This is a genomic window from Arthrobacter sp. FW306-1B-F12A (genome assembly GCF_058781865.1).
Genome location: NZ_JBYSXD010000002.1, coordinates 39,749 through 61,907, shown reverse-complemented (window position 1 = coordinate 61,907; position 22,159 = coordinate 39,749). Strand labels below are relative to the sequence as shown.

The following is a 22,159-nucleotide window of genomic DNA, read 5'->3' as shown; positions in this document are numbered from 1 at the left end:
GCCCGCGGACAGTTACTGTCCGCGTTATCCGGTGGAACCGTCACCTCCGCCTGGCCTGGTCCAACCGTCGTCGAGCCGCCCCATGACGGAACGGAACATCTTGACGGCGAACCACACTCCTGCCCCAAGCCAGGCGGTCCATGCCAACCAGAAAGCTGTGCCCGGCACGAGGACGCGCCACGTCGCCGGCTGCGTTCCAGCGACGAACTCCTCGCGGCCGCCGGCAAGGAACCACAGCAGCGCGGCCCCGGCCATGAGGACGACGCCGCCCCACGCCAACGCACGAACGGCGCCGAGCCGCTGTCCCTCAAGGTGCGGCGTGATTCTCCGTTTCGGGGCCATGCCTAGCCTTGCGCCATGGAGTACGACGGCGGCTGCCAACCGCTGCTGCTGGCCCAGGCATCCATGAGCGGCCACGCGACCTCGGTGAACCAGGGCTCCTTGGCTTCCGCATACGCCAGGGTCCGGCCGTCACCGGCGTACTGCGCGGCAAGCTCTTGCTTCAGGGCCGCATACATTGCCACGGCCTCGGGGTTGGCGCGGAGCCAATCCCGGAACAACAACGCATAACGCCAGCCCGAGCTTCCAAGCACCCGGACATGGACATTGGCTGCCCGCCCGGGGTCCGCGTTGGCATGGAAGCGCTTTTGCCATGCCGATGGATCCAAGTCCGGTGGCTTGGGTGTGTCACGGGCAGAGGCCTCCCGCAACGGGAATCCTGCCTCACCCAAGACCCCCGCTATCCGGTCTGCGGCTTCAAGCGAGGACACATTGACCTGCAGGTCGATGATGTCTTTTGCAAGAAGGCCGGGTACCGACGTCGAACCGATGTGGTCTGCGCCCAACACCTCCGGGGATGCCCGCCGGATCCGGGCAAGCAGCCGCCCGGCCTGGGCCGGCCAGTCGGGGTTTGGCGGCCGCAATACAGGTCCGCCGGCTCGTGGGGCCGGACGGCCCGCCGCGAGGTTGCGGGCAAACGGCACCAATCGTTCTTCCCAGAGAGTTTCCACCAGCTCGGTGACTTCCTCCACGGTTCCGGAGTTTTCCAACACGATGTCGGCCGCGGCCAGCCGTTCCTCCCGGCTGGCTTGCGCGGCCATCCGGGACACCGCGTCCTCCGCTGTCATGCCTCGGATCTCCGTCATGCGCCGGATCCGTTCCTCGTCCGGCGCATCGACGACGAGCACCAGGTGGAAGCTGCTGCCCTGCCCGGTTTCGACCAGGAGTGGAATATCCTGGACGACGATGTCGCCGGGTTTCGCGGTCGCGAGCATCGCCGCAGCCTTCTCCCTGACCCGGGGATGGATGATCGCGTTGAGCGCTTCGCGGCGATCCGGCTCGGCGAAGACGATCGCGCCGAGGCGTGCCCGGTCAAGGCGCCCCTCGGCGTCGACGATGTCTTTACCGAACTCGGCCACGACGTCCGCCAAGCCCGGAGTGCCCGGCTCCACGACCTCGCGGGCCAGCGCGTCGGCGTCGATCAAGACAGCGCCCAACTCCCTCAGCCGGGCGGACACGAGCGATTTGCCGGAGGCGATCCCGCCGGTAAGTCCAATCTTCAGCACCCCTCCACACTAGACTGGGTCGGTGGCAGAACAGGAAGAAAGCCGGGCGACCGCGTACACAACATTGGCGCCGGGAGACGATTTCCGCCACGAACTCGAGATCAAACGTTCGCGCTTCATCACGGTGCTGCGCCGCGCTTCCGACGAGGACGCCGCCCGCGCCCTGGTGGCGGAATTGCGCAAGGAATTCCATGACGCCCGGCACCACTGCTCGGCATTCGTCCTCGGTCCGGACCGCGTCATCCAGCGGTCCAACGACGACGGCGAACCCTCCGGAACAGCTGGCATCCCCATGCTTGAGGCGCTCATCAAACGCGAGACCTTGCCTGGGGTGGCTGACCTCAGCGACGTGAGCGCCGTCGTCGTGCGCTATTTCGGTGGGATCCTCCTGGGCGCGGGCGGACTGGTCCGTGCGTACTCCGAATCGATCTCGGCCGCGCTGGACTCCGCTCCCCTGGTCCAGCGCCGCCGCCTGCGGATGTGCGACATCCCCGTGCCCCACCAAGCGGCCGGGAGGCTGGAAAACGATCTGCGCTCCGCGGGCTACGTCATGGCCGAAACTAGCTACGAGCCCTCGGAGACAATCCTGCGCGTGGCGCTACCCGATGATCCAGGCGCAATCGCGGACGCCCGTGAGCGGCTGGCATCCCTGACCGGCGGCGCCTCGGGCCTCCACTTGCGGGGAACGGAATGGGTCGACGTCCAGGCCTGAGCACCCACGGGACATGCCCTCCCCTGTCACGTGGGGAGCCGGGCAAGAGGGACGCGAGTGAGAGGCACAGGCAAGCAGGCAACCAGTGCAAGAGGGTTAAACAAAACGGCTCCTGCGATTCGTGAATGAATCGCAGGAGCCGTTTTGATCCGGCCCGGAAACCCGGGCCAGTGGCAATTAGTTGCCGGTCAGCTTCTCGCGCAGGGCGGCGAGTGCCTCGTCGGATGCCAGGGTGCCCGCGTTGGACTCGGTGGCAGCCGGCTCGGAGGAGTAGCTGGTGGTGCCGGAGTCGCTCTCGCCGGAAGCGGCAGCAGCGGCGTCGTCAGCAGCGTGCTGGGAAACCTGCTTCTTGTGAGCCTCCCAACGTGCCTGGGCGTCAGCGTACTGCTGCTCCCAAGCGGCGCGCTGCGTCTCGTAGCCCTCAAGCCATTCGTTCGACTCGGGGTCGAAGCCCTCGGGGTACTTGTAGTTGCCCTCTTCGTCGTACTCAGCGGCCATGCCGTACAGAGCCGGGTCGAACTCGGTGCTCTCAGCGTCAACGCCCTCGTTAGCCTGCTTGAGGGAGAGCGAGATGCGGCGGCGCTCGAGGTCGATGTCGATGACCTTGACGAAGAGCTCGTCGCCAACGGAGACGACCTGCTCAGCAAGCTCAACGTGGCGGACAGCCAGTTCGGAGATGTGAACGAGGCCTTCGATGCCGTCTTCGACGCGGACGAACGCACCGAACGGAACCAGCTTGGTGACCTTACCCGGAACAACCTGGCCGAGGGCGTGGGTGCGGGCGAAGGTCTGCCACGGGTCTTCCTGCGTGGCCTTGAGAGACAGGGACACGCGCTCGCGGTCCAGATCCACTTCGAGAACCTCGACGGTGACTTCCTGGCCAACCTCGACAACCTCGGACGGGTGGTCGATGTGCTTCCAGGACAGCTCGGAAACGTGAACGAGGCCGTCTACGCCGCCAAGGTCCACGAATGCACCGAAGTTGACGATGGAGGAAACGACGCCGGGACGAACCTGGCCCTTTTCCAGCTTGTTGAGGAACGTGGAGCGAACCTCGGACTGGGTCTGCTCGAGCCATGCACGGCGGGAAAGAACAACGTTGTTGCGGTTCTTGTCCAGCTCGATGATCTTGGCTTCGATCTGCTGACCGATGTACGGGGCAAGGTCGCGGACGCGGCGCATCTCGACGAGGGATGCGGGCAGGAAGCCGCGCAGGCCGATGTCGAGGATAAGACCACCCTTGACAACCTCGATGACGGTACCGGTGACAACACCGTCTTCTTCCTTGACCTTCTCGATGTCGCCCCAGGCACGCTCGTACTGAGCACGCTTCTTGGAGAGGATCAGTCGGCCTTCTTTGTCTTCCTTGGTGAGCACCAGGGCTTCGACCTGATCGCCAACGGAGACGACGTCCCCGGGGTCAACGTCGTGCTTGATGGAAAGCTCGCGGGAAGGGATGACACCTTCGGTCTTGTAACCGATGTCGAGCAGAACTTCGTCGCGGTCAACCTTGACGACGATACCTTCGACGAGGTCTCCGTCGTTGAAGTACTTGATGGTGGCGTCGACAGCTGCGAGGAAGTCCTCAGCGGTACCGATGTCGTTGATCGCGACTACGGGGGTACCGGGCTTCTCGGTGGAGGTGATGGTCATGTAGTAGGGGCTCCGTTGTGGATAGAGTATCGGTCAGGCAAACCGCCCGCTTCCCGTTGCCGGTCCGCAGGACACGGCAAAACGCCGGGTCATCCTGAATTGTGGATTGTAAATTTGCGCGCACGTAGTATGCGCCCGTTCATTCTAGTCGTTTGCCTCAAGGAGGGTCAAAGCGGCAGCGTGTCACCAAGCCGCGCGAACGTCACGCCACGGTCCAGCAGGCCCGGAAGGGCGCGGGCATAGCCCTCCGCGGTACCGCCGGCGGGCTGGTTGAAATGCGAGATCACAATCTGGCCGGCGCCGTGACCTGCGGCAATTTTCCCCACTTCGCCCGCGACCGTCGGTGCCGGGAAGGTCGCGCCGCCGTCGCCGTTCACCGTGAAGCTCACGGGTACCAGTCCGAGGGCATTGGTGATCGCCGCCGCGACGTCGTCGTAGTAGGCGGTTCCGGCCCGGAAGAAGCGTGGGGCTTTGCCGGAAAGCCGCTCCATGACCTCTTGGTTGCCCATGATTTCGTCATACACTTCACCCGCATTGGCGGTGCCCGGGATTCCGTACGCCGAGCGTCCGTTGACCGATAGGGGCTGGTGCCGGAAGCCGTGGTTGCCGAGCTCGAACAAAGGATCGGCCGCGAGCTCGGCCGCCAGCCCGGGATTGGCCTTGATCCACCGGCCATTGACGAACAAGGTGGCGGGAACGTTGAGCTTGCGGAGGGTCTTGAGCAATCGTTGATCGCAGTCCGAGCCTTGGGGGCCACCGCAAGCATCGAACGTGAGGACCGCATGCGTCGACGCCGTTTTCGAGACCACGCCGGGGACCGCAAGACCCCATTCGACGGGCTTGCGCGCGGAAAATTCAGCTACAACCTGGGACCTCGACGGCGGCACCGGCCGCGTTTCGGGCACCACCGGATTCTGGCCGGCCTCGTCCACGACCGGCGTTGAAACCGTTGCGGGGCGTGGCGCGGGGGCGGCTGCCGGTTGTTGGGCGCAGGCCGCCAGGCCGGTCATCGCGAGTCCGGCGGCAGCCGCCAGCAAGGACCGCCGGCCCGGCAGCCCTGATGGGCCGGAGGAGTGGCCCCCCGGCTGGAATTCCCCCATGGAATCCTCTTCTGTTGTAGATCGAGTGTGTGGGTGGAGATGCGCCTAGAAGTGCGTCAGGCAATGGGCTGGACGTTCGACGGCGAACATGTGCCGGGCAGCCAATGCTGCTCCTGCCGTGTGCTCGCGGATCCGGCCAGCCGAAGCCAAGGTTACAGGATTGACGGCACCCAAATAGACAGACCCCAAATCGGTGACGTCCATGCTCAGGTCAGGGCTCCCGCCATCCGCCGCATTGACGGTGACAACGCCGCCGTCGGACGTCAATTCCCAGGTACCGTCGGCAAAACCGAGCGCATCCCGGATCTGCAGGACCAACCGTCCATCGGCGCCGTAGCGGCGGGCTGACAAGGCTGCAGGGACGTCCAGGACGCGCAACCACAACATGTCGCGGTAGTCGGAAGACGCAATGCAGCGTCCGTCCTCGAGCGCCCATACGAGGGGGTCTTCAACGGGAGCGTCGGGCCAGGAGACCTGTTCGACGAGATCGATGCTGCCCAGGAATTGCCACAGTTCCAGGTACGCGGAGTCCGTCGCGGCGACAAGGTCCACGATTTCCACCGTGTACGGCTTGGTGTCCCAGCCGGCGAACTTGTATGACACGTAGCCGTCGATGATGCCGTCCGGTGCATAGTGGAGCGCACATTTGATGGCCTTGTCTTCGCTGCCGTCGCGAGTCATCGCCCCGGACACGTGATGGCGGTAGGAGTCCTGCCTCACGATGGACCCCGGCGTACGGTGGTGGACCTGTTCGAATACCTCGGGCGCTAGGTCCAGGAGGACGCGTGGATCGGCGATCTCCACCCGGCCAACGGGCTCATGACGGATGCGGAACTTCGGACCGGTGTCCACCTTGATGCTTCGCTCGAAGGTCGCGACGCCGAAACCGAAGCGGCCGTAAATGGACGCTTCGGATGCGGTCAGTGCGGCCATGGCGAAGCCGCCGTCCTTGGCATCGGCGAGGTCGGCGGTCATCATCCCGCGCAGGATCCCATGCCGCCGGTGCGTTCCGCGCACGGTGACCGCGGTGATCTGGCGCGTCCGCAGCTCTTCGCCGAAGCCAACATTCAGCTTGTTTTCCAGCGTTCCAAATGTCGCCACCGGAAATCCCGGGTTGAGCGCATGCAACGGAGGTTCTTCGTTGACGTAAACACCGGTCAACTCACGGTTGTCCGCTTGATACATCGCGAGAATCTTGTCGATGAGCTCATCGCTTCGCTGCTCGTCATGGAATCCGAAGCCGACGGCGCGGAGCCAATCACGGGCTTGTCCGTAGTCCGGGTTCTCCTTGCCGACGGAACGAAAGCGCTTGACGTTGTACTTTTCGTTTGTTTCCTTGGGATCAGCCACCTCCCGAGCCTAGCCAGACAGCATGGGGGCACGCCACCATATCGGCGGCGTGCCCCCATGCAGAACGGCTATAGAGGCCAGCGGGCCCGCTAGTGCCCGGCGTCGTACCAGCTGGAGCCGACGCCTACCTGCACGTCGAGCGGTACCGTGAGCTGGGCCGCCGTCCCCATTTGTTCGGTGACGAGCTTTTCGACGGCTTCGCGTTCGCCGTGGGCGACCTCGAGGACGAGTTCGTCGTGGACCTGCAGCAGCATCCTGGACTTCAGCCCCTGGCTGGTCAACTCGGCCGAAACGCCGAGCATGGCCCGCTTCATGAGGTCCGCCGCCGAACCCTGGATCGGCGAGTTCAGTGCAATGCGCTCGGCGATCTCGCGGTGCTGGCGGTCCGTGCTGGTCAGGTCCGGAAGATAGCGACGGCGGCCCTCGATCGTGGCGGTGTAGCCGTCGATCCGGGCCTGCTCCACCACGCCGCGCAGATAGTCGCGCACGGCGCCGAAGCGGTCGAAGTAGTCCTTCATGAGGGTCCTGGCTTCGTCGACCGAGATTTCCAGTTGCTTGGACAGGCCGAACGAGGTCAGTCCGTAGGCCAACCCATAGGACATGGCCTTGACCTTGGAGCGCATGGCACTAGTGACGTCTTCCGGTGCCACGTTGAAAATGTGCGAGCCCACATAGCGGTGCAGGTCCTCGCCGTCCTTGTACGCCTGGATGAGGCCTTCATCGCCGGACAGGTGGGCCATGATGCGCATTTCAATTTGCGAGTAGTCGGCAGACAGCAGGCATTCGTAGCCCTCACTGACAACGAAGATTCCGCGGACCCGCCGGCCTTCCTCGCTGCGCACCGGGATGTTCTGCAGATTGGGGTTGTTCGAGGAAATACGCCCCGTGGCCGCGACGTTCTGCGCGTACGTGGTGTGGATGCGGCCGTCCTCAGCCACCGATTTCTTGAGGGTCTCCAGCATTTGGGCCAGCTTGGAGGATTCCCGGTGGGCCATGAGCTGCACCAGGAACTCGTGGCCGGTCTTCTCCAGGAGGGCCTTCAGCGAGGCAGCGTCCGTCGTGTAGCCGGACTTGATCTTCTTGGTCTTGGGCAGGCCGAGCTCTTCGAAGAGGACGGTCTGGAGCTGCTTGGGCGAGCCAAGATTGACCTCGTGGCCGATCGCGGCAAATGCTTGCTCCTGGGCGTTGTCGATCACCTTCGCCAGGTCCGCGAGCTGTTCGTTCAGGCGTTCCGTGGAGATGGCAATGCCCGACAGTTCCATCTGGGCCAGGACCCGTGCGACCGGCAGCTCCAAGGTGGTCAGGAGCGCCTCGGCCTTGCGTTCGGCGAGCTCGCTTTCGAAGTGCTTGCTCAGTGTGTGCACGACGGCGGCCTGCTGGACGAGCGCGCTGGCGGCGGCCCCGTCCGGCCCATCACCAAGATCGAGTTCCAGCTGGCCGGCTTGTACAGCCGCAGCCGCGACGGTGATCCTCAGGTGGTGCTGGGCGAGCTCGGCGAGTTCGTAGCTGCGGCGGTCCGGCTGGATCAGGTAGCCCGAAATGGCAGTGTCGTCCACCACGCCTTCCAGGCCGAGTCCACGGTGGTTCAGGGCCTTCAACGCGTCCTTGAACTCGTGCATGACCTTGGCTTCTTCGGGGTCTTGAAGCCACTTGGCAAGGACGGCATCGGCCGCCGCGTCCAAGGATGACAACTCGATGTAGGCCGCCCCGTTGGCACGCACGATGGCGAGGGCAGAGGCGTCGTCACCGATCCGCCCGGGAACCAACTGCACGGCGACGGCGGCACGGCTCCCCGTACCGGCGGCGAAGAACTCCTCCAGGGCGGCGGCGTCGTCCAGGATCTTGTAGTCGGGCGCGTCGATGGTTTCGGGGGGCGCGCCAGCGGTGTCGTCGCCATAGAGTGCGAACAGCCGGGCGCGGAGGGTCTTGAATTCAAGGGTGTCGAAGAGAGTCTCGACCTCCTGGCGGTTCGGGCGCGGCTCCTCGAGTTCCGCGAGCGTCACAGGGAGCTCAAGGTCTTTGAGCAGCTGGTTGAGGCGGCGGTTCCGCTTGACGGCGTCGATGTTTTCCCTGAGGGATCCACCGACTTTGCCGCCGATCGAATCCAGGTTCTCCAGGATCCCTTCGAGGCCGCCGTACAGGTTGATCCACTTGGCCGCGGTCTTGGGGCCGACGCCGGGAACGCCGGCGAGGTTGTCGGCGGACTCCCCTACCAGCGCGGCGAGATCGGAGTAGCGGGACGGGGGAACGAAGTACTTTTCTTCGATCGCTGCCGCGTCCATGCGGGGAATATTGGAAACACCCTGTTTCGGGTACAGGACGAACACGTTGTCCGTGATGAGCTGGAAAGCGTCACGGTCCCCTGAAACCAGGAGGACTTCGTAACCTGCGGCCTCTCCCCGGGCCGCGAGTGTGGCAAGAATGTCGTCTGCCTCGTACCCGGGCATCTTGATGGTCTTGATGCCCCACGCTTCCATGACTTGGTCGATGAGATCGATCTGCCCGCGGAATTCCTGCGGCGTCTCGTTGCGGCCACCTTTGTATTCGCTGTACTCCGCCTTGCGGAACGTCGTGTCGTCCGAGACGTCGAAGGCCACCGCAACGTGGGTGGGCTTCTGGTCCTTGATGAGGTTGATCAACATCGAGGTGAAGCCATGCACGGCGTTGGTGTGCTGGCCCGAGGATGTGGCGAAGTTCTCTGCCGGCAGGGCATAGAACGCCCGGAACGCCATCGAGTGACCGTCGAGGACCAGGAGCCTCGGCCGGCCACCGGCCGCCGTGCCCGCAGTGGTTGTTGAAGGGTCTGGTGCCGTTGCGGTGGCAGTTGACACTGCGCTTGCGGTTGCCGTTGACGTTGCCGTTGGAACTGAGTCCGGTTTGGTTGTTTCGCTCACAGGTGCCAGCCTAGTTGCCATGATGGACAATTTCACGCCGGGCCCGTTCACCGACGAACTCAATGCGGCCGGCGTTCCGCAAGAGTTGCACGGTTGGCTTTCCCGCTATGGCGTGGGTTCCCTCGTAGCGAAGATGGGCATCAAGTTCCTGGAACTGAGCCCTGAACGGACCGTTGCCACCATGCCGGTCGAAGGCAATACCCAGGTTGCCGGCATCCTCCACGGCGGAGCCCACGTGGTCCTCGCCGAAACCCTGGGCTCCTTCGCGGCAGCCCTGCATGCCGGAGCCGGGCGCCACGTGGTGGGAATCGAGGTGGGCGCAACCCACCATCGCTCCATTGCGAGCGGCCTGGTCACCGGCACTTGCACGGCCATCCACTTGGGCGGCACGCTCGCCACCCATGAAATTGTCATGACCGACGATCACGGCCGGCGACTCTCAACTGCCCGGATCACCAACATGATCCGGGAGAACAGGGCCCGCTGAACCGGCACGCGCGGGGAACCTGTAGCGCACCTCTACTGCCGCGCTACCCAGGGTGCGGGAGGAGACCAACTCAAGCGGCGCCGTCGGGCTTTCAACAGGCAACAAGCGCTTGCCGGAACCCAAAGCGACCGGGATCAGGGTGACAATCATCTCGTCCAGCAGGCCGGCCTTGGCGAACTGGGCCACGAGGTTTCCGCCGCCAACCAGCCACACGTTCTTGTCGCCGGCGTCGGCAATCAGGTCCGGCGCGAATTCCTCAACCTCGCCACGGACGAATGTGACGTCCGCGCCGGGCGGCGCGGCGTATTCGCGGTGGGTGAAGATCCAGCATGGAACACCTTGGTAGGGCCACTTGCCCGGTTCGTGTTCCATGAGCCAGCGGTACGTTTGGCCGCCCATGACAATGCAGCCGATGCCCGCCATGAAGTCTTCATAGCTTTCGGTGACGCCCTCGGCCTCTTCGAACTGGAGCAGCCAGCCAAGATCGTCTTCTTTCGTGGCGATGAACCCGTCAAGCGAGGATGCCACGTAGTACTGGAAATCCGCCATGGCCCCACCCTACCCATCAGGCAGCAGCGTTCACAGCTACTTCGAGAAGTACGGAACGATCAGGTAGATCCCGAAAAGCACGGCGATGCCGCAGGCCGCAAAACAAGCGTAGGCGAGCGACCGGACCATGCCCGGCGATTTCTGCCGGGCGTCGCCCGCGATGGCGGTGAGGCGGACACCGAGCGAATACAGCACGACGAGGAGAACGGCCGCCACAAGGGTCGCGCCGGCTACCTCCACCAGATCAAACCACTTCATGCCTGGATGTCCTTACTCGCGCTTTTGCTCAGGTTCTGTTTTCTAGCCTTCTTCTTGCGGAAGCGGACTGCGGTGCCGGCTTCCTCGACTTCGACGGCGTTGTGGTGGCCCACGTGCGATTTCCTCGAGTAAATGAACATGTAGACGACGACGGCGGTGCCCACGACTGCGGCGATGACCACGCCGACGGTACCGGTGCCGATGAGGAACGCCGTCAAAGCGCCCACGATGGCAGCCGCAGGGAGGGTGAAGAGCCAGCCGGTGGCGATGCGCCCCACCGTTCCCCAGCGCACCGTGGTGCCTTTGCGCCCGAGTCCCGAGCCGATGACCGAACCGGAGGCCACCTGCGTGGTGGAGAGCGCGAAGCCGAGGTGGGAGGAAGCGAGGATGGCTGATGCCGTGCTGGCTTCCGCGGAGAAGCCCTGGGCTGGCTTGACGTCGGTCAGCCCCGAGCCCATGGTCCGGATGATGCGCCAGCCACCCGCATAGGTTCCGATGGCGATGGCGAGTGCGCAGGCCCCGATGACCCAGAGCTGCGGGCCGCTGCCGGCCGGCTGGGTTCCGGCGGCGATCAGGACGAGGGTGATGATGCCCATGGTCTTTTGCGCGTCGTTGGTACCGTGGGCCAAGGCGACGAGGCTCGAAGTGAAGATCTGGCCGGTACGGAATCCGCCGCGCTTCTGGGTCAGCTTGTCGCCGGTTTCGGGGTCATGCCGGGACGTCAGGAGGTAGGCCAGCTTGGTGCACAGATAGGCCACGGCACCGGCGAGCAGTGGCGAGAAGACGGCCGGAAGGATCACCTTCTGGAGCACGGTGTCGAAGTTGACGGCGTGGAATCCGATGCCGACGATCGCAGCGCCGATGAGGCCGCCAAAAAGCGCGTGCGAAGAACTGGACGGCAGCCCCTTGAGCCACGTGAACATGTTCCACAGGACGGCCCCCATCAGCCCGGCGAAGATGATCTCCGGCGTGATGTGGATACCGTCCGTGCCCTCGCGGATCAGGCCGCCCGAAATGGTCTTTGCCACTTCGGTCGAGAGGAACGCGCCCACGAGGTTGAGCACCGCGGCCAAGGCAACAGCCGTCTTGGGTTTGATGGCACCCGTGGCGATCGGAGTCGCCATGGCGTTCGCAGTGTCGTGGAAGCCGTTGGTGAAGTCAAAAAATAAGGCCAGCGCTATGACAAGCGCGACCATGAAGGTGATTCCCACCTGGTGCCCAATCTGCAGAGTCGATGATGCGCAGTTCCACTTCCCCGGGGCCTGCCCAACAAAAAACAGTTCAGCACGCGTTCATCTGACTGTACTGGCGGAATTAACTATGGCGGGCGTGAAACCTTAAGAATCTTACGTGCCATTGCCGGCATGGCCAAACATCGAATCATCCAAGGAATTGCCGAACAGCCGCGATATCGCTGCGTGACAGGCCCCGCCGCGGATCCGGTGAGATCCACAGCACACGGTTGCCGAGGAACTCGGCCCAGGACCGGGCCGCGGCTTCATGGTCCAGCTGATCGTCCATCCACACGATCCGTTCGGCTCCGGACTCCTGGACGTCCTTCTGCAAGACGTCCAGCTTCCACCAATCGGCAGTCTGGTCCCAACCATCGCTGGTCAAGACGGGCCAATGCTCGCCGTGGAGACCGATGGCGGGGCATAGGAACTCGGGCGCGAGCCGCTGCCACGTGGTCAACCATACAAACCTCGCCGCGGGGTGGGCGGCCAGGTCATTGAGTTCGTCAACCAGTTCGGAGGCGTAGACGACGTCCAGGATTCCGGCGTCGGCGATTTTCCATTCCGTACCCCAATCGGTGAAGCCCAGGGGACCGAAGGGGTTCACCACGCCGTCGACATCCAGATACAGCGACACGGTGGTCATGCAGCCCCCTCCCGGACGTGCCAACAAAGCCAGCGTAAGGCAAGCGCTTTGGAACGCCACCGGGACCGTCCGGAAATTCACTATCTTGACGTTCGTCACATAAGTGATAATCTCAATGCATGGAAAACCGCACCGGCCACTCCGAAGAGACCATCAGGGCCCGAGGGATCAGGCCCATCGAGGATTCGGTCCGCACCGACTTCAGCCGGGCCATGTCCTATGGCGGGTATCTGGACCTTGACCGCCTCCTCACGGCCCAGCACCCGTTGAGCACCCCGGAACACCATGACGAAATGCTGTTCATCATCCAGCACCAGACCAGCGAACTGTGGCTCAAGCTGATCCTGCATGAGCTTCTTGAAGCCCGCCGGCTCCTTGATGTGGACAACCTTGCCAAAGCCCTCAAATGCATCGCACGCGTCAAGGCGATCCAGCGGACCATGACCGAGCAGTGGTCTGTCCTGGGCACGCTCACTCCCCGCGAGTATTCCGAATTCCGGCGCTTCCTGGGCAGTTCGTCAGGCTTCCAGTCCCACCAGTACCGCGGCGTCGAGTTCCTCCTGGGCAACAAGAACCGCGGCATGCTCCGGGTCTTCGAGAGCGATCCGGCGGCGCACAGCCAGCTCAGTACCCTCTTGGAGGAGCCGACCCTTTACGACGCCTTCCTCGCAGTGCTGGCGCGGGCCGGTTATGGTGTTCCGGCCGAAATCCTTGAACGTGACACGAGCGAACCGTGGACGTTCCAGAAGGATCTGGTACCGGTCTTCCAGGAGATCTACGAATCGGAAGCCACACCTTGGGGATTCTACGAAGCGTGCGAAGACCTTGTGGACATCGAGGACAACTTCCACGCGTGGCGCTTCCGCCACCTCCGTACCGTGCAGCGGACCATCGGATTCAAGGTGGGCACGGGAGGCTCCTCCGGCGTCGACTTCCTCAAGCGGGCCCTTGACCTCACTTTCTTCCCGGAGCTCTACGCCGTCCGCACCGAGATCGGCAACTGAACAGCAAATTCCAAGCAACCCCATCGCTTTCTTCAGGAGAGACATGAACAGCGTGCAGCAAACGCAACGGCCGACGTCGGCAGAGCTCGACGCCGCGGATCCCCTCGCCGGGCAGCGTGAGGCCTTTTACGCCCCGTCGGACGGCCAGCTCACGGCCTACCTTGACGGGAACTCGCTCGGCAGGCCGCTCAAGGCGACATCGGCGAAGCTCGCGTCCTTCGTCGAGGACGCCTGGGGCAGCCGCCTTATCCGCGGCTGGGACGAACAGTGGATGGATGAGCCCACCGCAGTGGGCGACCGCATCGGCGTCGTGACCCTCGGCGCGGCCGCCGGCCAGGTGACCGTGGGGGATTCCACGTCCGTGATGCTCTACAAGCTCATCCGGGCAGCGGTCGACGCCCAAGCGGGCCGCGATGAGATTGTGGTGGACCGGGACAACTTCCCCACGGACCGTTTCATCATCGAGGGCATCGCCGCGGAGAAGGGCGCCACCATCAAGTGGGTCGCTTCCAACCCGGCCAGCGGCGTCCGGACCACGGACCTCGAGGGACTGCTCAGCGAGCGGACCGCCGTCGTCGTACTCAGCCACGTGGCATACCGTTCGGGTTTCCTGGCGGATGCCGCGGCGATCACCGCGATGGTCAAGGAAGCCGGAGCGCTCATGCTCTGGGACTTGTGCCACTCGGTAGGCTCGGTGCCCCTCGAACTGGACGCCTGGGGTGTGGACCTTGCTGTTGGTTGCACCTACAAATACCTCAATGGCGGCCCGGGCTCCCCCGCGTTCGCGTACGTCAACGCGTCGCAGCAGGACCGACTGCAACAGCCGATCTGGGGCTGGATGGGCGCCGACAACCCCTTCGGCATGACGGAAAGCTACACCCCGGCCCGTGGGATCCGCAGCTTCATCACCGGAACTCCCCCGGTGCTGGCCATGCAGCCGCTCAAGGACATGGTTGAGCTGATCGCATCAGTGGGTATGGAGGCTGTGCGGGAGAAGTCCATCAAGCTGACGGAGTACGCAGTCGCCTTGGCTGAGGACATATTGGTTCCCCTCGGCGTCGAGATTGTCAGCCCGCGCAACACCGCAGAGCGTGGCTCGCACATCACGGTGGACCATCCCTTGTTCGGCGAGGTGACCCGGACGCTTTGGGAGCGGGGTGTCATTCCGGATTTCCGTCCGCCGCACGGATTGCGGATCGGGCTCTCGCCGCTCAGCACCAGCTACGCGGAGGTTGAGCTGGGAGTGACCGCCATCCGGGACGCCCTGACCGAACTCCTGTGAGTGCCGTCCTCGACGACATGGACTCCCGGCCCGGGAGTACCACGTCGTTGCTGCGGACCGTCATCGGCTTATACCTGCGCGATGCCGGCGGATGGATGTCCTCAAGGCACATCATCGTCCTCATGGAGGCACTTGGCGTGACCGCTGCCGTGTCCCGAACGGCCTTGTCACGGTTGAAGAAGAAGGAAATCGTCCTTCCTCAGCTCCGTGAAGGTGTTCCCGGCTTCGCCGTCACCGAGGGCGCCGCCACGATGCTTGCCCGCGGAGACCGCCGGATCTTCAACCCCCGCCTGATGTCCCCCGCGGACCGCTGGTGCCTCGTGTCCTTTTCCATTCCGGAAACGGAGCGGGAAAAGCGGCACCAATTGCGGCGGAGATTGCACTGGATCGGCTGCGGCACGGTGGCAGCAGGGCTGTGGATCTGCCCGGATTCGCTCAGGGTGGAAGTGGAGGAGATCCTCGAGGACCTGGGGTTGCGCGGAATGGCCACGGTGTTCGTGACGGATACCCCCTTGGTGGGCGGCAGCCTCCGCGAGGCCGCATCCGCATGGTGGGACCTGGACACCGTGGCAGAACTGCATCGCGACTTCATCCGGCATCATGGTTCCGCGGCGGACGACGGCGGCCAAGACAGCGGTTCCGACGGCGGCCCGGCCTCGGCCGAAACCTTCGCCCGTTACGTCCGTTGCATCGACCGCTGGCGGATCATTCCGTACCTTGATCCGGGGCTGCCGGCGGAATTCCTTCCCGAGGATTGGCCGGGCATGGCGGGAATCGCCTTGTTCGAGCGCTTGGGGGCCGCCTATTCACGGCCCAGCGCGGACTTCGTGCGGAGGACGCTGGAAGCTTAGGGGCCAAGAACGGGTGATCACTCCGGGCAGCAGGCGTACGCTGGAAGCATGAACTTCGCCGATGGTGGATGGTTCGCGAGGTTGTCATGACCCGTCCTTGGTTGCGTTGGTTGCCGGCCGCGCTGGTTCCGGTAGCCCTTGCTGCGGCGGCCCTCGCTGGTTCCTACCAGGCGGGAGCTGCGACGAGCCTGCCTCCTAAAACGGCAGAGGAAGTCATCGCGATGATCGGCCGGGCCGACGTCCATGCTTTGTCCGGAACCCTTCAACAGAGTTCCGATCTGGGACTCCCCCAGCTCCCCTCCGTCGGGCCAACGGCAACCCAAGGCCCCGCTTCGGTCATGGAACTGTTGAGCGGATCCCACACGGTCCGGGTCTACCTGGACGGCCCCGCCAAGGCCAGGTTCCAGGTGATGGACATGCTCGCCGAGCGCGACCTCGTCCGCAACAGCAACGATCTCTGGCTCTACAACTCGGCCGACAACAGTGCGGCGCACATGACGATGCCCGCCGAAACGGCCCGCGCTGCGGCCCCGCGCGCGACGCCGACTCCCGGAGCGATCACGCCTGATGTCGTCGCGCAGCACTTCCTCGCCGCCGTCGGGCCTACAACAGACGTGACCGTGGGCGACGGAACCACGGTGGCCGGCCGCACGGCCTACCAACTGGTGATCAAGCCGCGGAGTACCGGCACGCTGGTCGATTCCGTGACAATCGCCGTCGACTCCGCCTCCGGCCTGCCGCTCGGCGTCGAGGTGCGGGCACGGGGCCAGGCCGCGGCGGCCTTTTCGCTCGCGTTCACTGACGTGAGCTTGTCGGCGCCCGACGCCGCCCTGTTCAGTTTCACTCCGCCCCGCGGTGCCGCCGTGGAAGAGAAGGCAACCCCGCAACCGCGTACCCTCCCCGCTAAGACCGGGCAAGCACCGCAGGTAAAGGCAACCGGGGGCCGGCCAACAGTCACGGGAACCGGCTGGGACGCAGTGATCGCCATGCCCTCGGGGACCGTGCCCGCCGATGTCCGCTCGGCTCCGATGGTGGCCCAGCTCACCCAGCCGGTAGCGGGTGGCCGTGCAGTGACCACCAGCCTGGTAACTGTCTTGATGCTCGACGACGGCCGCGTCTTCGCGGGAATGGTGCCACTTGAGCGGTTGCAGGCCGCAGCCGCCACGAAATGACGGAGGCATCCCCGCCGGCTGAACTGGCGATAGAGACGCAAGGCCTCAGCAAGCGCTTTGGTCACCGGGCCGCCGTCGACGGCGTCGACTTGGCAGTTCCGCGCGGTTCAGTCTTTGGCTTCCTCGGTCCAAATGGCTCAGGCAAGACCACCACCATCCGGTTGCTGCTTGGATTGGCGGCCGCCACGAACGGCCGCATCCGGGTTCTGGGTGGCGAAATGCCGCGCCAACTGGCAACGGTCCTGCCCAACGTGGGCTCGCTCGTGGAAGGCCCGGCCTTCTACCCTTTCCTGTCCGGGGCGGCGAACCTTCGGCGATTGGACAGCGCCGATCTTCATGCCTCCCCGCGGACCAGGGCCGCACGGGTGGATGAAGCGCTCGAGAGGGTGGGGTTGTCCCATGCCGCGGGCAAAAAGGTGCGCGCCTATTCGCTCGGGATGAAGCAGCGGCTGGGAATTGCACATGCCCTGCTGCGGCCGAGGGAACTGCTTGTCCTCGATGAACCCACCAACGGCCTGGATCCGCAAGGGACCCGGGAGGTGCGCGGCCTGGTCCGCTCCCTCGCCGCCGGGGGCACCACCGTGTTCGTCTCCAGCCACCTCCTCGCGGAAGTGGAACAGATGTGCACCCATGTGGGTGTCATGAGCGTAGGCAAACTCGTGGCGCAAGGAACCCTGCACGAACTGCGCGCCGCGGGAACGGCCACGATCCGGCTCCACACGCCCGATATTGAGGCCGCTGTCCGTGTCCTCTCCAGGCTGGGCCTGCAATCGGAACTGTCAGTGCCGCTGCCCGGATCGCACGGTGCCGATGGCCAGAGCCTCGTCAGCACCGGCCCGCCGGGGTACGGGGTGGCTCCCGAGGCGATCGTGGCTGCCCTCGTGTCCGACGGCGTCCGGGTGCGGGGCTTCGGCGTGGAGGACGCCAGCCTGGAGGAGCGCTTTGTCTCCCTGACCGGAGAGGGTTTCGACATTGCCGGCTGAACGCGGAACCGAATCTTTGCCCGGCCAGCCAGCGGCCCGGCCATCAAGCTCGTGGTCACTCATGGCCTCGGAGCTCTCTGTGCTGTTCAGGCGGCTGCGGACATGGGCCATGCTCCTCGCGCTCGCGGCGATCCCCATCCTCATTGCCGCGGCGGTCAAGCTGAGCTCGCATCCCGTGGCGCCGGGGCGTGGTCCGCCGTTCCTTGATCGCATCACCCAGAACGGGCTTTTCGTCGGCGTCACGGCAATGATCGTCTCCGTGCCCTTGTTCCTTCCCCTCACGATCGGAGTGGTGGCAGGCGACACGATTGCCGGAGAAGCGAACCTTGGCACGCTCAGGTACTTGCTCGTGGCCCCGGCGGGACGCGTCCGCCTCTTGTTGATCAAGTACGCGTCCGCCGCGGCTTTCTGCCTGGCAGCGACCCTTACGGTGGCCGCCGCCGGTGCGCTGGCCGGCGTCGCGCTCTTCCCGGTAGGTCCCGTTACCCTGCTCTCCGGCGACACGATCGGCGTCGGCGAATCAGTGGTGCGTTCCCTGCTGATAGCCGCGTACATTGCTGTGTCACTGTTGGGGCTCTCCGCCATCGGGCTGGCAATATCCACCTTCACGGACGTGCCGGTCGGGGCCATGGCCGCAACGATCGTCCTGTCCGTGGTGTCACAAGTGGCCGACAACCTGCCGCAATTGGAGTGGCTGCACCCGTGGCTGTTCAGCCACTACTGGTTGGGTTTCGCCGACCTCTTGCGCCAACCCATCTCGTGGACGAGCTTCGGCGACAATGCCCTGCTGCAGGCGGCCTACGTCGTGGCGGCCGGCGCGTTGGCTTATGGCAAGTTCACCAGCAAGGATGTCCTGTCCTGAAGTACGGCCTGCCCGTAAGCTCGTGGCATGGCAAGATTCTTCGATGTCCACCCGCAGGACCCCCAACCACGCGCAATTGCCCAGGTGGTGAATATCCTCCAGTCCGGCGGGCTCATCGCCTATCCCACCGATTCCTGCTACGCGCTCGGCGCACAAATCGGCAACAGGGAAGCCCTCGACCGGATCCGCTCGATCCGGCAGCTGGACAGCAAGCACCATTTCACCTTGGTCTGCAAGGACTTCGCGCAGCTCGGTCAGTTCGTCATGATCGACAACGATGTGTTCCGAAGCATCAAGGCCGTGACGCCGGGTAGCTACACGTTCATCTTGCCTGCCACCAAGGAAGTCCCCCGCCGCCTCCTGCACCCCAAGAAGAAAACGGTAGGCGTGCGGATTCCGGACCATAATTTTGTCCAGGCCCTCCTGGCCGAACTGGGCGAACCGCTCCTTTCCAGCACCTTGCTGCTCCCCGACGAGGAGGAGCCGTTGACCCAAGGCTGGGAGATCAAGGAACGCCTGGACAATCTGGTGGAAGCCGTGATCGACTCCGGCGACACCGGCGCAGAGCCCACCACGGTGGTGGACTTCTCGAGCGGCACCGCGGAAGTGGTCAGGCGCGGCACCGGCGATCCCTCCCGATTCGAGTGAGCATGCGTACCGCCGAATCCAGTGTCACGATCGACGTCGACGGCACACCGGTCTCCGGTATCTACGGCCGGCCGGACAAACCGGTCGCGACCCTCGTTCTCGCCCACGGGGCCGGGGCGGGCATGGAGCATCCGTTCCTGGGCGGCCTCGCGCACGCTTTGAACGACGACGGCGTCGCGACCTTGCGCTTCAACTTCCCCTACCGGGAAGCCGGCAAGAAGTTCCCCGACCGGCCTCCCGGGGCTATCGCGGCCTGGCGGGCCGTCATGGCGGAAGCCGCGTCCCGTTCGGAGGGAGAACCGCTGTGGGCGGCCGGCAAGTCCTTCGGTGGACGCATGGCGTCGATGGCAGTGGCCGAAGGCATGCCCGCCGAGGGACTCATCTATCTCGGCTACCCGCTGCACCCGCCCGGAAAACCCGAGAAGCTCCGTGACGAGCACCTTTACGGGCTCACGCTGCCGATGCTCTTCCTGCAGGGCACGCGGGACACTTTCGCGACGCCCGAGCTGCTCGAAAACGTGGTGGCCCGGATCGGCCCCGCCGCCACCATCGAGTGGTGGGAGGGCGGCGACCATTCCTTTGGCCGCGCGGGAGTCAAGAAGAGCGCTGCGGAGGTGGGGGCCTCATTGGCACCTCCCGTTTCAGCGTTCCTTCGCAAGAACCGCTGACCTGGAAGGAGACTTTGAGCCTCAGGCTTTCGCCGAGGCGACGGCTATGCCGGGCGGCAACGGCTCGTGCCGCAAGTACTCCCGGCGGAATCGACCGCTGCCCGCCGTCAGTCCCCGCAGCACGATCGCGTACCGCAGCAGTTCCTGCTCCGGCACTTCGGCGCTGATCTCCGTGCGCTCTCCGCCCACGGATGTCGTCCCGGTGACGCGCCCGCGGCGGGAGGACAGATCGCTCATGACCCCGCCCACGTGCTCGTCGGCCACAAGGACCGTCACGGCCGAAATCGGTTCGAGCAGTTGAATGCTGCCCGCCGCGGCGGCTTCCCGCAAGGCCAAAGCGCCAGCGGCCTGGAAAGCCGCGTCCGATGAATCGACGCTGTGGGTCTTGCCGCCCACCAGGATCACCCTGATGTCGACCACCGGGAAACCTGCCCGCACCCCCTTGCTCATCTGGGCCCGGACGCCTTTCTCGACCGACACAACATACGTGCCGGGGATGACCCCGCCAACAATCCTGTCCACGAATTCGAAGCCTCCCCCGCGTTCAAGGGGTTCCACTTCGATATCGCAGATCGCGTACTGTCCGTGGCCGCCGGATTGTTTGACATAGCGTCCGTGGCCCGCGGACTGGGCGGCAAAGGTCTCCCGGAGCGGGGTAATGACATCCACGGTCTGCAGCTTCACCCCCTGCTCGCGCAAACGGTCCAGGACTGCCTCCGAGTGGGCCTCCCCCATGCACCACAGGACCAGCTGGTGCGTCTCGGAGTTGCGCTCCACCCTCAGGGTCGGATCTCCCGCCGCGACCTTGGCCAGGCTCTTGGACAGCGCGTCTTCATCGCCGTGCGAGGCTGCTTCGATCGCCACAGGCATCAGCGGCTCGGGCATGTCCCAGGTTTCCACGAGCAGTGGAGCCTCGCGCGCGGAAACCGTGTCTCCCGTTTCGGCGCTCGCCACCTTCGCCAGCGCGCAAATGTCTCCGGCCACGGCGAACTGCACCGGCCGCAGGCTTGAGCCCAACGGGGAGTACAGGTGGGTGATCCGCTCGTCGCTGTCGTGGTCGGGGTGCCCGCGCTCAGCCAGGCCGTGTCCACCCACATGCACGGCAGAGTCCTCTCGCAGCGTCCCTGAGAAGACCCGGACAAGGCACACCCGTCCCAGGAACGGGTCAACAGTAGTCCGCACCACTTCGCCAAGGAGCGGACCGTCCGGATCGCATGCCAGGGGTTCCAAGGGTGTCCCGCCCAGGTCAGTCACCGTCGGGAGGCTTCGCTCAGTCGGAGGCGGAAAGGCGCGGGTCAGCACTTCCAAGAGTTCGGCCGTGCCGACTCCGGTCACGGAAGAGCTGGCCAGGACCGGAAAGAACGTCCCCCGGACGATCGCGGTCTCCAGATCTTCCACGAGGGTATCGATGGGGACGTCCTCGCCGCCGAGGTACCGGTCCATCAAGGTCTCGTCCTCGCTCTCGGAAATGATGCCCTCGATGAGTTCCCCCCGGACACCTTCCGCGCCGGCCAGTTCCGCCGCTGTCGCCGCCCGGACCGCGGGCCGTGGTTCCCCGGGGGTGTACTCCGACACCGAGCCCGAAAGCAGCCCGAGCACTCCGGAAACAGCGTCCGCGGTGCGGACCGGCAAATGAAGGGGAAGGACAGAATCGCCGAAGGCGGACCGGCATTCGGCCAGGACGGCATCGTAGTTCGCCCGGGGATGGTCAAGCCGGCTGATGACCACGGCCCTGGGCATGCCAACGCGCTCGCATTCACCCCACAGGGCGGTGGTTCCGGCGTCGACGCCGTCAACGGCCGACACTACGAACAGAGCCGCATCCGCGGCACGCAGCCCCGCGCGCAGCTCTCCCATGAAATCGGCGTAGCCCGGGGTGTCGAGAAGGTTCACTTTGATGTCGTCGAAGACCAAGGGCGCCGCGGACAGCCCGATGGATCGCTGCTGGTGGATGGCCGTCGCCTCCGAGTCGCTCACGGTGGTGCCATCCACGATCGAACCCATGCGGTTCACCACCCCGGCAGCGTAAAGGAGTGATTCGAGCAGCATCGTCTTTCCCGCGCCCGAGCGGCCAATCAGGACGACGTTGCGGATGTTTTCGGGCCGATCGGCTGGCGCCGAGGACGGGTCCGCCCGTCGAAGATCGGGGTTGGTCCGGTTCGACCCCTTCGTCGCACTGCCTGGGCCTTTCACCGACATGAGCACCTCCTGGAGTAGAAGCCGAATCCCCCGCGTCCTTTGCT

At 64.9% G+C, this 22,159-nt stretch carries 21 protein-coding genes; 10 read left to right on the top strand and 11 right to left on the bottom strand.

Annotation, left to right across the window (positions count from 1 at the left end; translation table 11 throughout):
- Positions 1-24: 24 nt before the first annotated feature.
- Together AC3WJU_RS01500 and coaE are read right to left on the bottom strand one after the other, a co-directional pair.
- Complete coding sequence (locus AC3WJU_RS01500; RefSeq protein WP_492258969.1) at positions 25-342, bottom strand: hypothetical protein; 318 nt, start codon at positions 340-342, stop codon at positions 25-27.
- Between the two features lie 2 nt (positions 343-344).
- A complete protein-coding gene (gene coaE / locus AC3WJU_RS01495; RefSeq protein WP_492258968.1) occupies positions 345-1,565 on the bottom strand; it encodes a dephospho-CoA kinase in 1,221 nt (406 codons plus the stop codon).
- 22 nt (positions 1,566-1,587) lie between these two features.
- On the opposite strand from coaE, the gene AC3WJU_RS01490 reads away from it, so the two are divergent.
- The gene (locus tag AC3WJU_RS01490) at positions 1,588-2,277 is read left to right on the top strand and encodes an IMPACT family protein (RefSeq protein WP_492258967.1); all 690 of its coding nucleotides are present in this window, start codon (positions 1,588-1,590) and stop codon (positions 2,275-2,277) included.
- 177 nt (positions 2,278-2,454) lie between these two features.
- On the opposite strand, the gene rpsA is transcribed toward AC3WJU_RS01490, so the two are convergent.
- From rpsA to polA, 4 genes are all read right to left on the bottom strand, one after another.
- A complete protein-coding gene (gene rpsA / locus AC3WJU_RS01485) occupies positions 2,455-3,930 on the bottom strand; it encodes a 30S ribosomal protein S1 (RefSeq protein ID WP_284988238.1) in 1,476 nt (491 codons plus the stop codon).
- Between the two features lie 167 nt (positions 3,931-4,097).
- On the bottom strand, positions 4,098-5,030 hold the full coding sequence (locus AC3WJU_RS01480) for a polysaccharide deacetylase family protein (protein WP_492258966.1): 933 nt from the start codon (positions 5,028-5,030) through the stop codon (positions 4,098-4,100).
- A 45-nt stretch (positions 5,031-5,075) separates the two neighbouring features.
- Positions 5,076-6,380 (bottom strand): GNAT family N-acetyltransferase, encoded by a 1,305-nt coding sequence (locus AC3WJU_RS01475; protein ID WP_307053002.1) that lies wholly within the window; start codon positions 6,378-6,380, stop codon positions 5,076-5,078.
- A gap of 89 nt (positions 6,381-6,469) precedes the next feature.
- Complete coding sequence (gene polA, locus AC3WJU_RS01470; protein ID WP_492259013.1) at positions 6,470-9,112, bottom strand: DNA polymerase I; 2,643 nt, start codon at positions 9,110-9,112, stop codon at positions 6,470-6,472.
- 181 nt (positions 9,113-9,293) lie between these two features.
- Here polA and AC3WJU_RS01465 point away from each other — a divergent pair, with 181 nt between their 5' ends.
- Positions 9,294-9,761, top strand: coding sequence for a hotdog fold thioesterase (locus AC3WJU_RS01465; RefSeq protein ID WP_284988241.1), 468 nt, complete (start codon positions 9,294-9,296; stop codon positions 9,759-9,761).
- Here AC3WJU_RS01465 and AC3WJU_RS01460 read toward each other — a convergent pair.
- The 4 genes from AC3WJU_RS01460 to AC3WJU_RS01445 all read right to left on the bottom strand — a co-directional run bounded on the left by AC3WJU_RS01460 (position 9,714) and on the right by AC3WJU_RS01445 (position 12,446).
- Entirely contained in the window at positions 9,714-10,310 is a 597-nt protein-coding gene (locus AC3WJU_RS01460) for a dihydrofolate reductase family protein (RefSeq protein ID WP_284988242.1), read from the bottom strand. The genes AC3WJU_RS01465 and AC3WJU_RS01460 overlap by 48 nt on opposite strands.
- A gap of 36 nt (positions 10,311-10,346) precedes the next feature.
- A complete protein-coding gene (locus AC3WJU_RS01455) occupies positions 10,347-10,568 on the bottom strand; it encodes a hypothetical protein (protein ID WP_059389296.1) in 222 nt (73 codons plus the stop codon).
- The gene (locus AC3WJU_RS01450) at positions 10,565-11,779 is read right to left on the bottom strand and encodes an inorganic phosphate transporter (protein ID WP_059389297.1); all 1,215 of its coding nucleotides are present in this window, start codon (positions 11,777-11,779) and stop codon (positions 10,565-10,567) included. Before AC3WJU_RS01450 ends, AC3WJU_RS01455 begins: the two co-directional genes overlap by 4 nt.
- A gap of 169 nt (positions 11,780-11,948) precedes the next feature.
- Positions 11,949-12,446, bottom strand: coding sequence for an HAD domain-containing protein (locus AC3WJU_RS01445; RefSeq protein ID WP_284988243.1), 498 nt, complete (start codon positions 12,444-12,446; stop codon positions 11,949-11,951).
- 119 nt (positions 12,447-12,565) lie between these two features.
- On the opposite strand from AC3WJU_RS01445, the gene kynA reads away from it, so the two are divergent.
- The 8 genes from kynA (at position 12,566) to AC3WJU_RS01405 (ending at position 19,916) form a co-directional block, all read left to right on the top strand.
- Positions 12,566-13,450, top strand: coding sequence for a tryptophan 2,3-dioxygenase (kynA, locus tag AC3WJU_RS01440; protein ID WP_492258965.1), 885 nt, complete (start codon positions 12,566-12,568; stop codon positions 13,448-13,450).
- Between the two features lie 43 nt (positions 13,451-13,493).
- Positions 13,494-14,732 carry a kynureninase gene (gene kynU / locus AC3WJU_RS01435; protein ID WP_492258964.1) on the top strand — a complete coding sequence of 413 codons (1,239 nt, stop codon included), beginning with the start codon at positions 13,494-13,496 and terminating at the stop codon, positions 14,730-14,732.
- Complete coding sequence (locus AC3WJU_RS01430; RefSeq protein ID WP_332602104.1) at positions 14,729-15,583, top strand: PaaX family transcriptional regulator; 855 nt, start codon at positions 14,729-14,731, stop codon at positions 15,581-15,583. The genes kynU and AC3WJU_RS01430 overlap by 4 nt, the downstream gene beginning before the upstream one ends.
- Before the next feature lie 86 nt (positions 15,584-15,669).
- Entirely contained in the window at positions 15,670-16,755 is a 1,086-nt protein-coding gene (locus AC3WJU_RS01425; RefSeq protein WP_492258963.1) for a LolA family protein, read from the top strand.
- Positions 16,752-17,738, top strand: coding sequence for an ABC transporter ATP-binding protein (locus tag AC3WJU_RS01420; protein WP_306959565.1), 987 nt, complete (start codon positions 16,752-16,754; stop codon positions 17,736-17,738). The genes AC3WJU_RS01425 and AC3WJU_RS01420 overlap by 4 nt, the downstream gene beginning before the upstream one ends.
- 61 nt (positions 17,739-17,799) lie before the next feature.
- On the top strand, positions 17,800-18,600 hold the full coding sequence (locus AC3WJU_RS01415; RefSeq protein WP_306959564.1) for an ABC transporter permease: 801 nt from the start codon (positions 17,800-17,802) through the stop codon (positions 18,598-18,600).
- 27 nt (positions 18,601-18,627) lie between these two features.
- Positions 18,628-19,248, top strand: a complete 621-nt coding sequence (locus tag AC3WJU_RS01410) for an L-threonylcarbamoyladenylate synthase (protein ID WP_059389303.1) — start codon at positions 18,628-18,630, stop codon at positions 19,246-19,248.
- A 2-nt stretch (positions 19,249-19,250) separates the two neighbouring features.
- A complete protein-coding gene (locus AC3WJU_RS01405; protein ID WP_492259012.1) occupies positions 19,251-19,916 on the top strand; it encodes an alpha/beta hydrolase family protein in 666 nt (221 codons plus the stop codon).
- A 21-nt stretch (positions 19,917-19,937) separates the two neighbouring features.
- On the opposite strand, the gene AC3WJU_RS01400 is transcribed toward AC3WJU_RS01405, so the two are convergent.
- Complete coding sequence (locus AC3WJU_RS01400; RefSeq protein ID WP_492258962.1) at positions 19,938-22,115, bottom strand: elongation factor G-like protein EF-G2; 2,178 nt, start codon at positions 22,113-22,115, stop codon at positions 19,938-19,940.
- Positions 22,116-22,159 lie beyond the last annotated feature (44 nt).

Excerpts from the sequence above, each read along its gene's own strand:
- AC3WJU_RS01500 (WP_492258969.1), bottom strand. The coding sequence starts at position 342 with ATGGCCCCGAAACGGAGAATCACGCCGCACCTTGAGGGACAGCGGCTC.
- AC3WJU_RS01465 (WP_284988241.1), top strand. The coding sequence starts at position 9,294 with ATGATGGACAATTTCACGCCGGGCCCGTTCACCGACGAACTCAATGCG.
- AC3WJU_RS01420 (WP_306959565.1), top strand. The coding sequence starts at position 16,752 with ATGACGGAGGCATCCCCGCCGGCTGAACTGGCGATAGAGACGCAAGGC.
- kynA (WP_492258965.1), top strand. The coding sequence starts at position 12,566 with ATGGAAAACCGCACCGGCCACTCCGAAGAGACCATCAGGGCCCGAGGG.
- AC3WJU_RS01405 (WP_492259012.1), top strand. The coding sequence starts at position 19,251 with ATGCGTACCGCCGAATCCAGTGTCACGATCGACGTCGACGGCACACCG.
- AC3WJU_RS01415 (WP_306959564.1), top strand. The coding sequence starts at position 17,800 with ATGGCCTCGGAGCTCTCTGTGCTGTTCAGGCGGCTGCGGACATGGGCC.
- AC3WJU_RS01445 (WP_284988243.1), bottom strand. The coding sequence starts at position 12,446 with ATGACCACCGTGTCGCTGTATCTGGATGTCGACGGCGTGGTGAACCCC.
- AC3WJU_RS01455 (WP_059389296.1), bottom strand. The coding sequence starts at position 10,568 with ATGAAGTGGTTTGATCTGGTGGAGGTAGCCGGCGCGACCCTTGTGGCG.
- AC3WJU_RS01480 (WP_492258966.1), bottom strand. The coding sequence starts at position 5,030 with ATGGGGGAATTCCAGCCGGGGGGCCACTCCTCCGGCCCATCAGGGCTG.
- kynU (WP_492258964.1), top strand. The coding sequence starts at position 13,494 with ATGAACAGCGTGCAGCAAACGCAACGGCCGACGTCGGCAGAGCTCGAC.
- AC3WJU_RS01400 (WP_492258962.1), bottom strand. The coding sequence starts at position 22,115 with ATGTCGGTGAAAGGCCCAGGCAGTGCGACGAAGGGGTCGAACCGGACC.
- AC3WJU_RS01460 (WP_284988242.1), bottom strand. The coding sequence starts at position 10,310 with ATGGCGGATTTCCAGTACTACGTGGCATCCTCGCTTGACGGGTTCATC.
- AC3WJU_RS01425 (WP_492258963.1), top strand. The coding sequence starts at position 15,670 with ATGACCCGTCCTTGGTTGCGTTGGTTGCCGGCCGCGCTGGTTCCGGTA.
- rpsA (WP_284988238.1), bottom strand. The coding sequence starts at position 3,930 with ATGACCATCACCTCCACCGAGAAGCCCGGTACCCCCGTAGTCGCGATC.
- polA (WP_492259013.1), bottom strand. The coding sequence starts at position 9,112 with ATGGCGTTCCGGGCGTTCTATGCCCTGCCGGCAGAGAACTTCGCCACA.
- AC3WJU_RS01410 (WP_059389303.1), top strand. The coding sequence starts at position 18,628 with ATGGCAAGATTCTTCGATGTCCACCCGCAGGACCCCCAACCACGCGCA.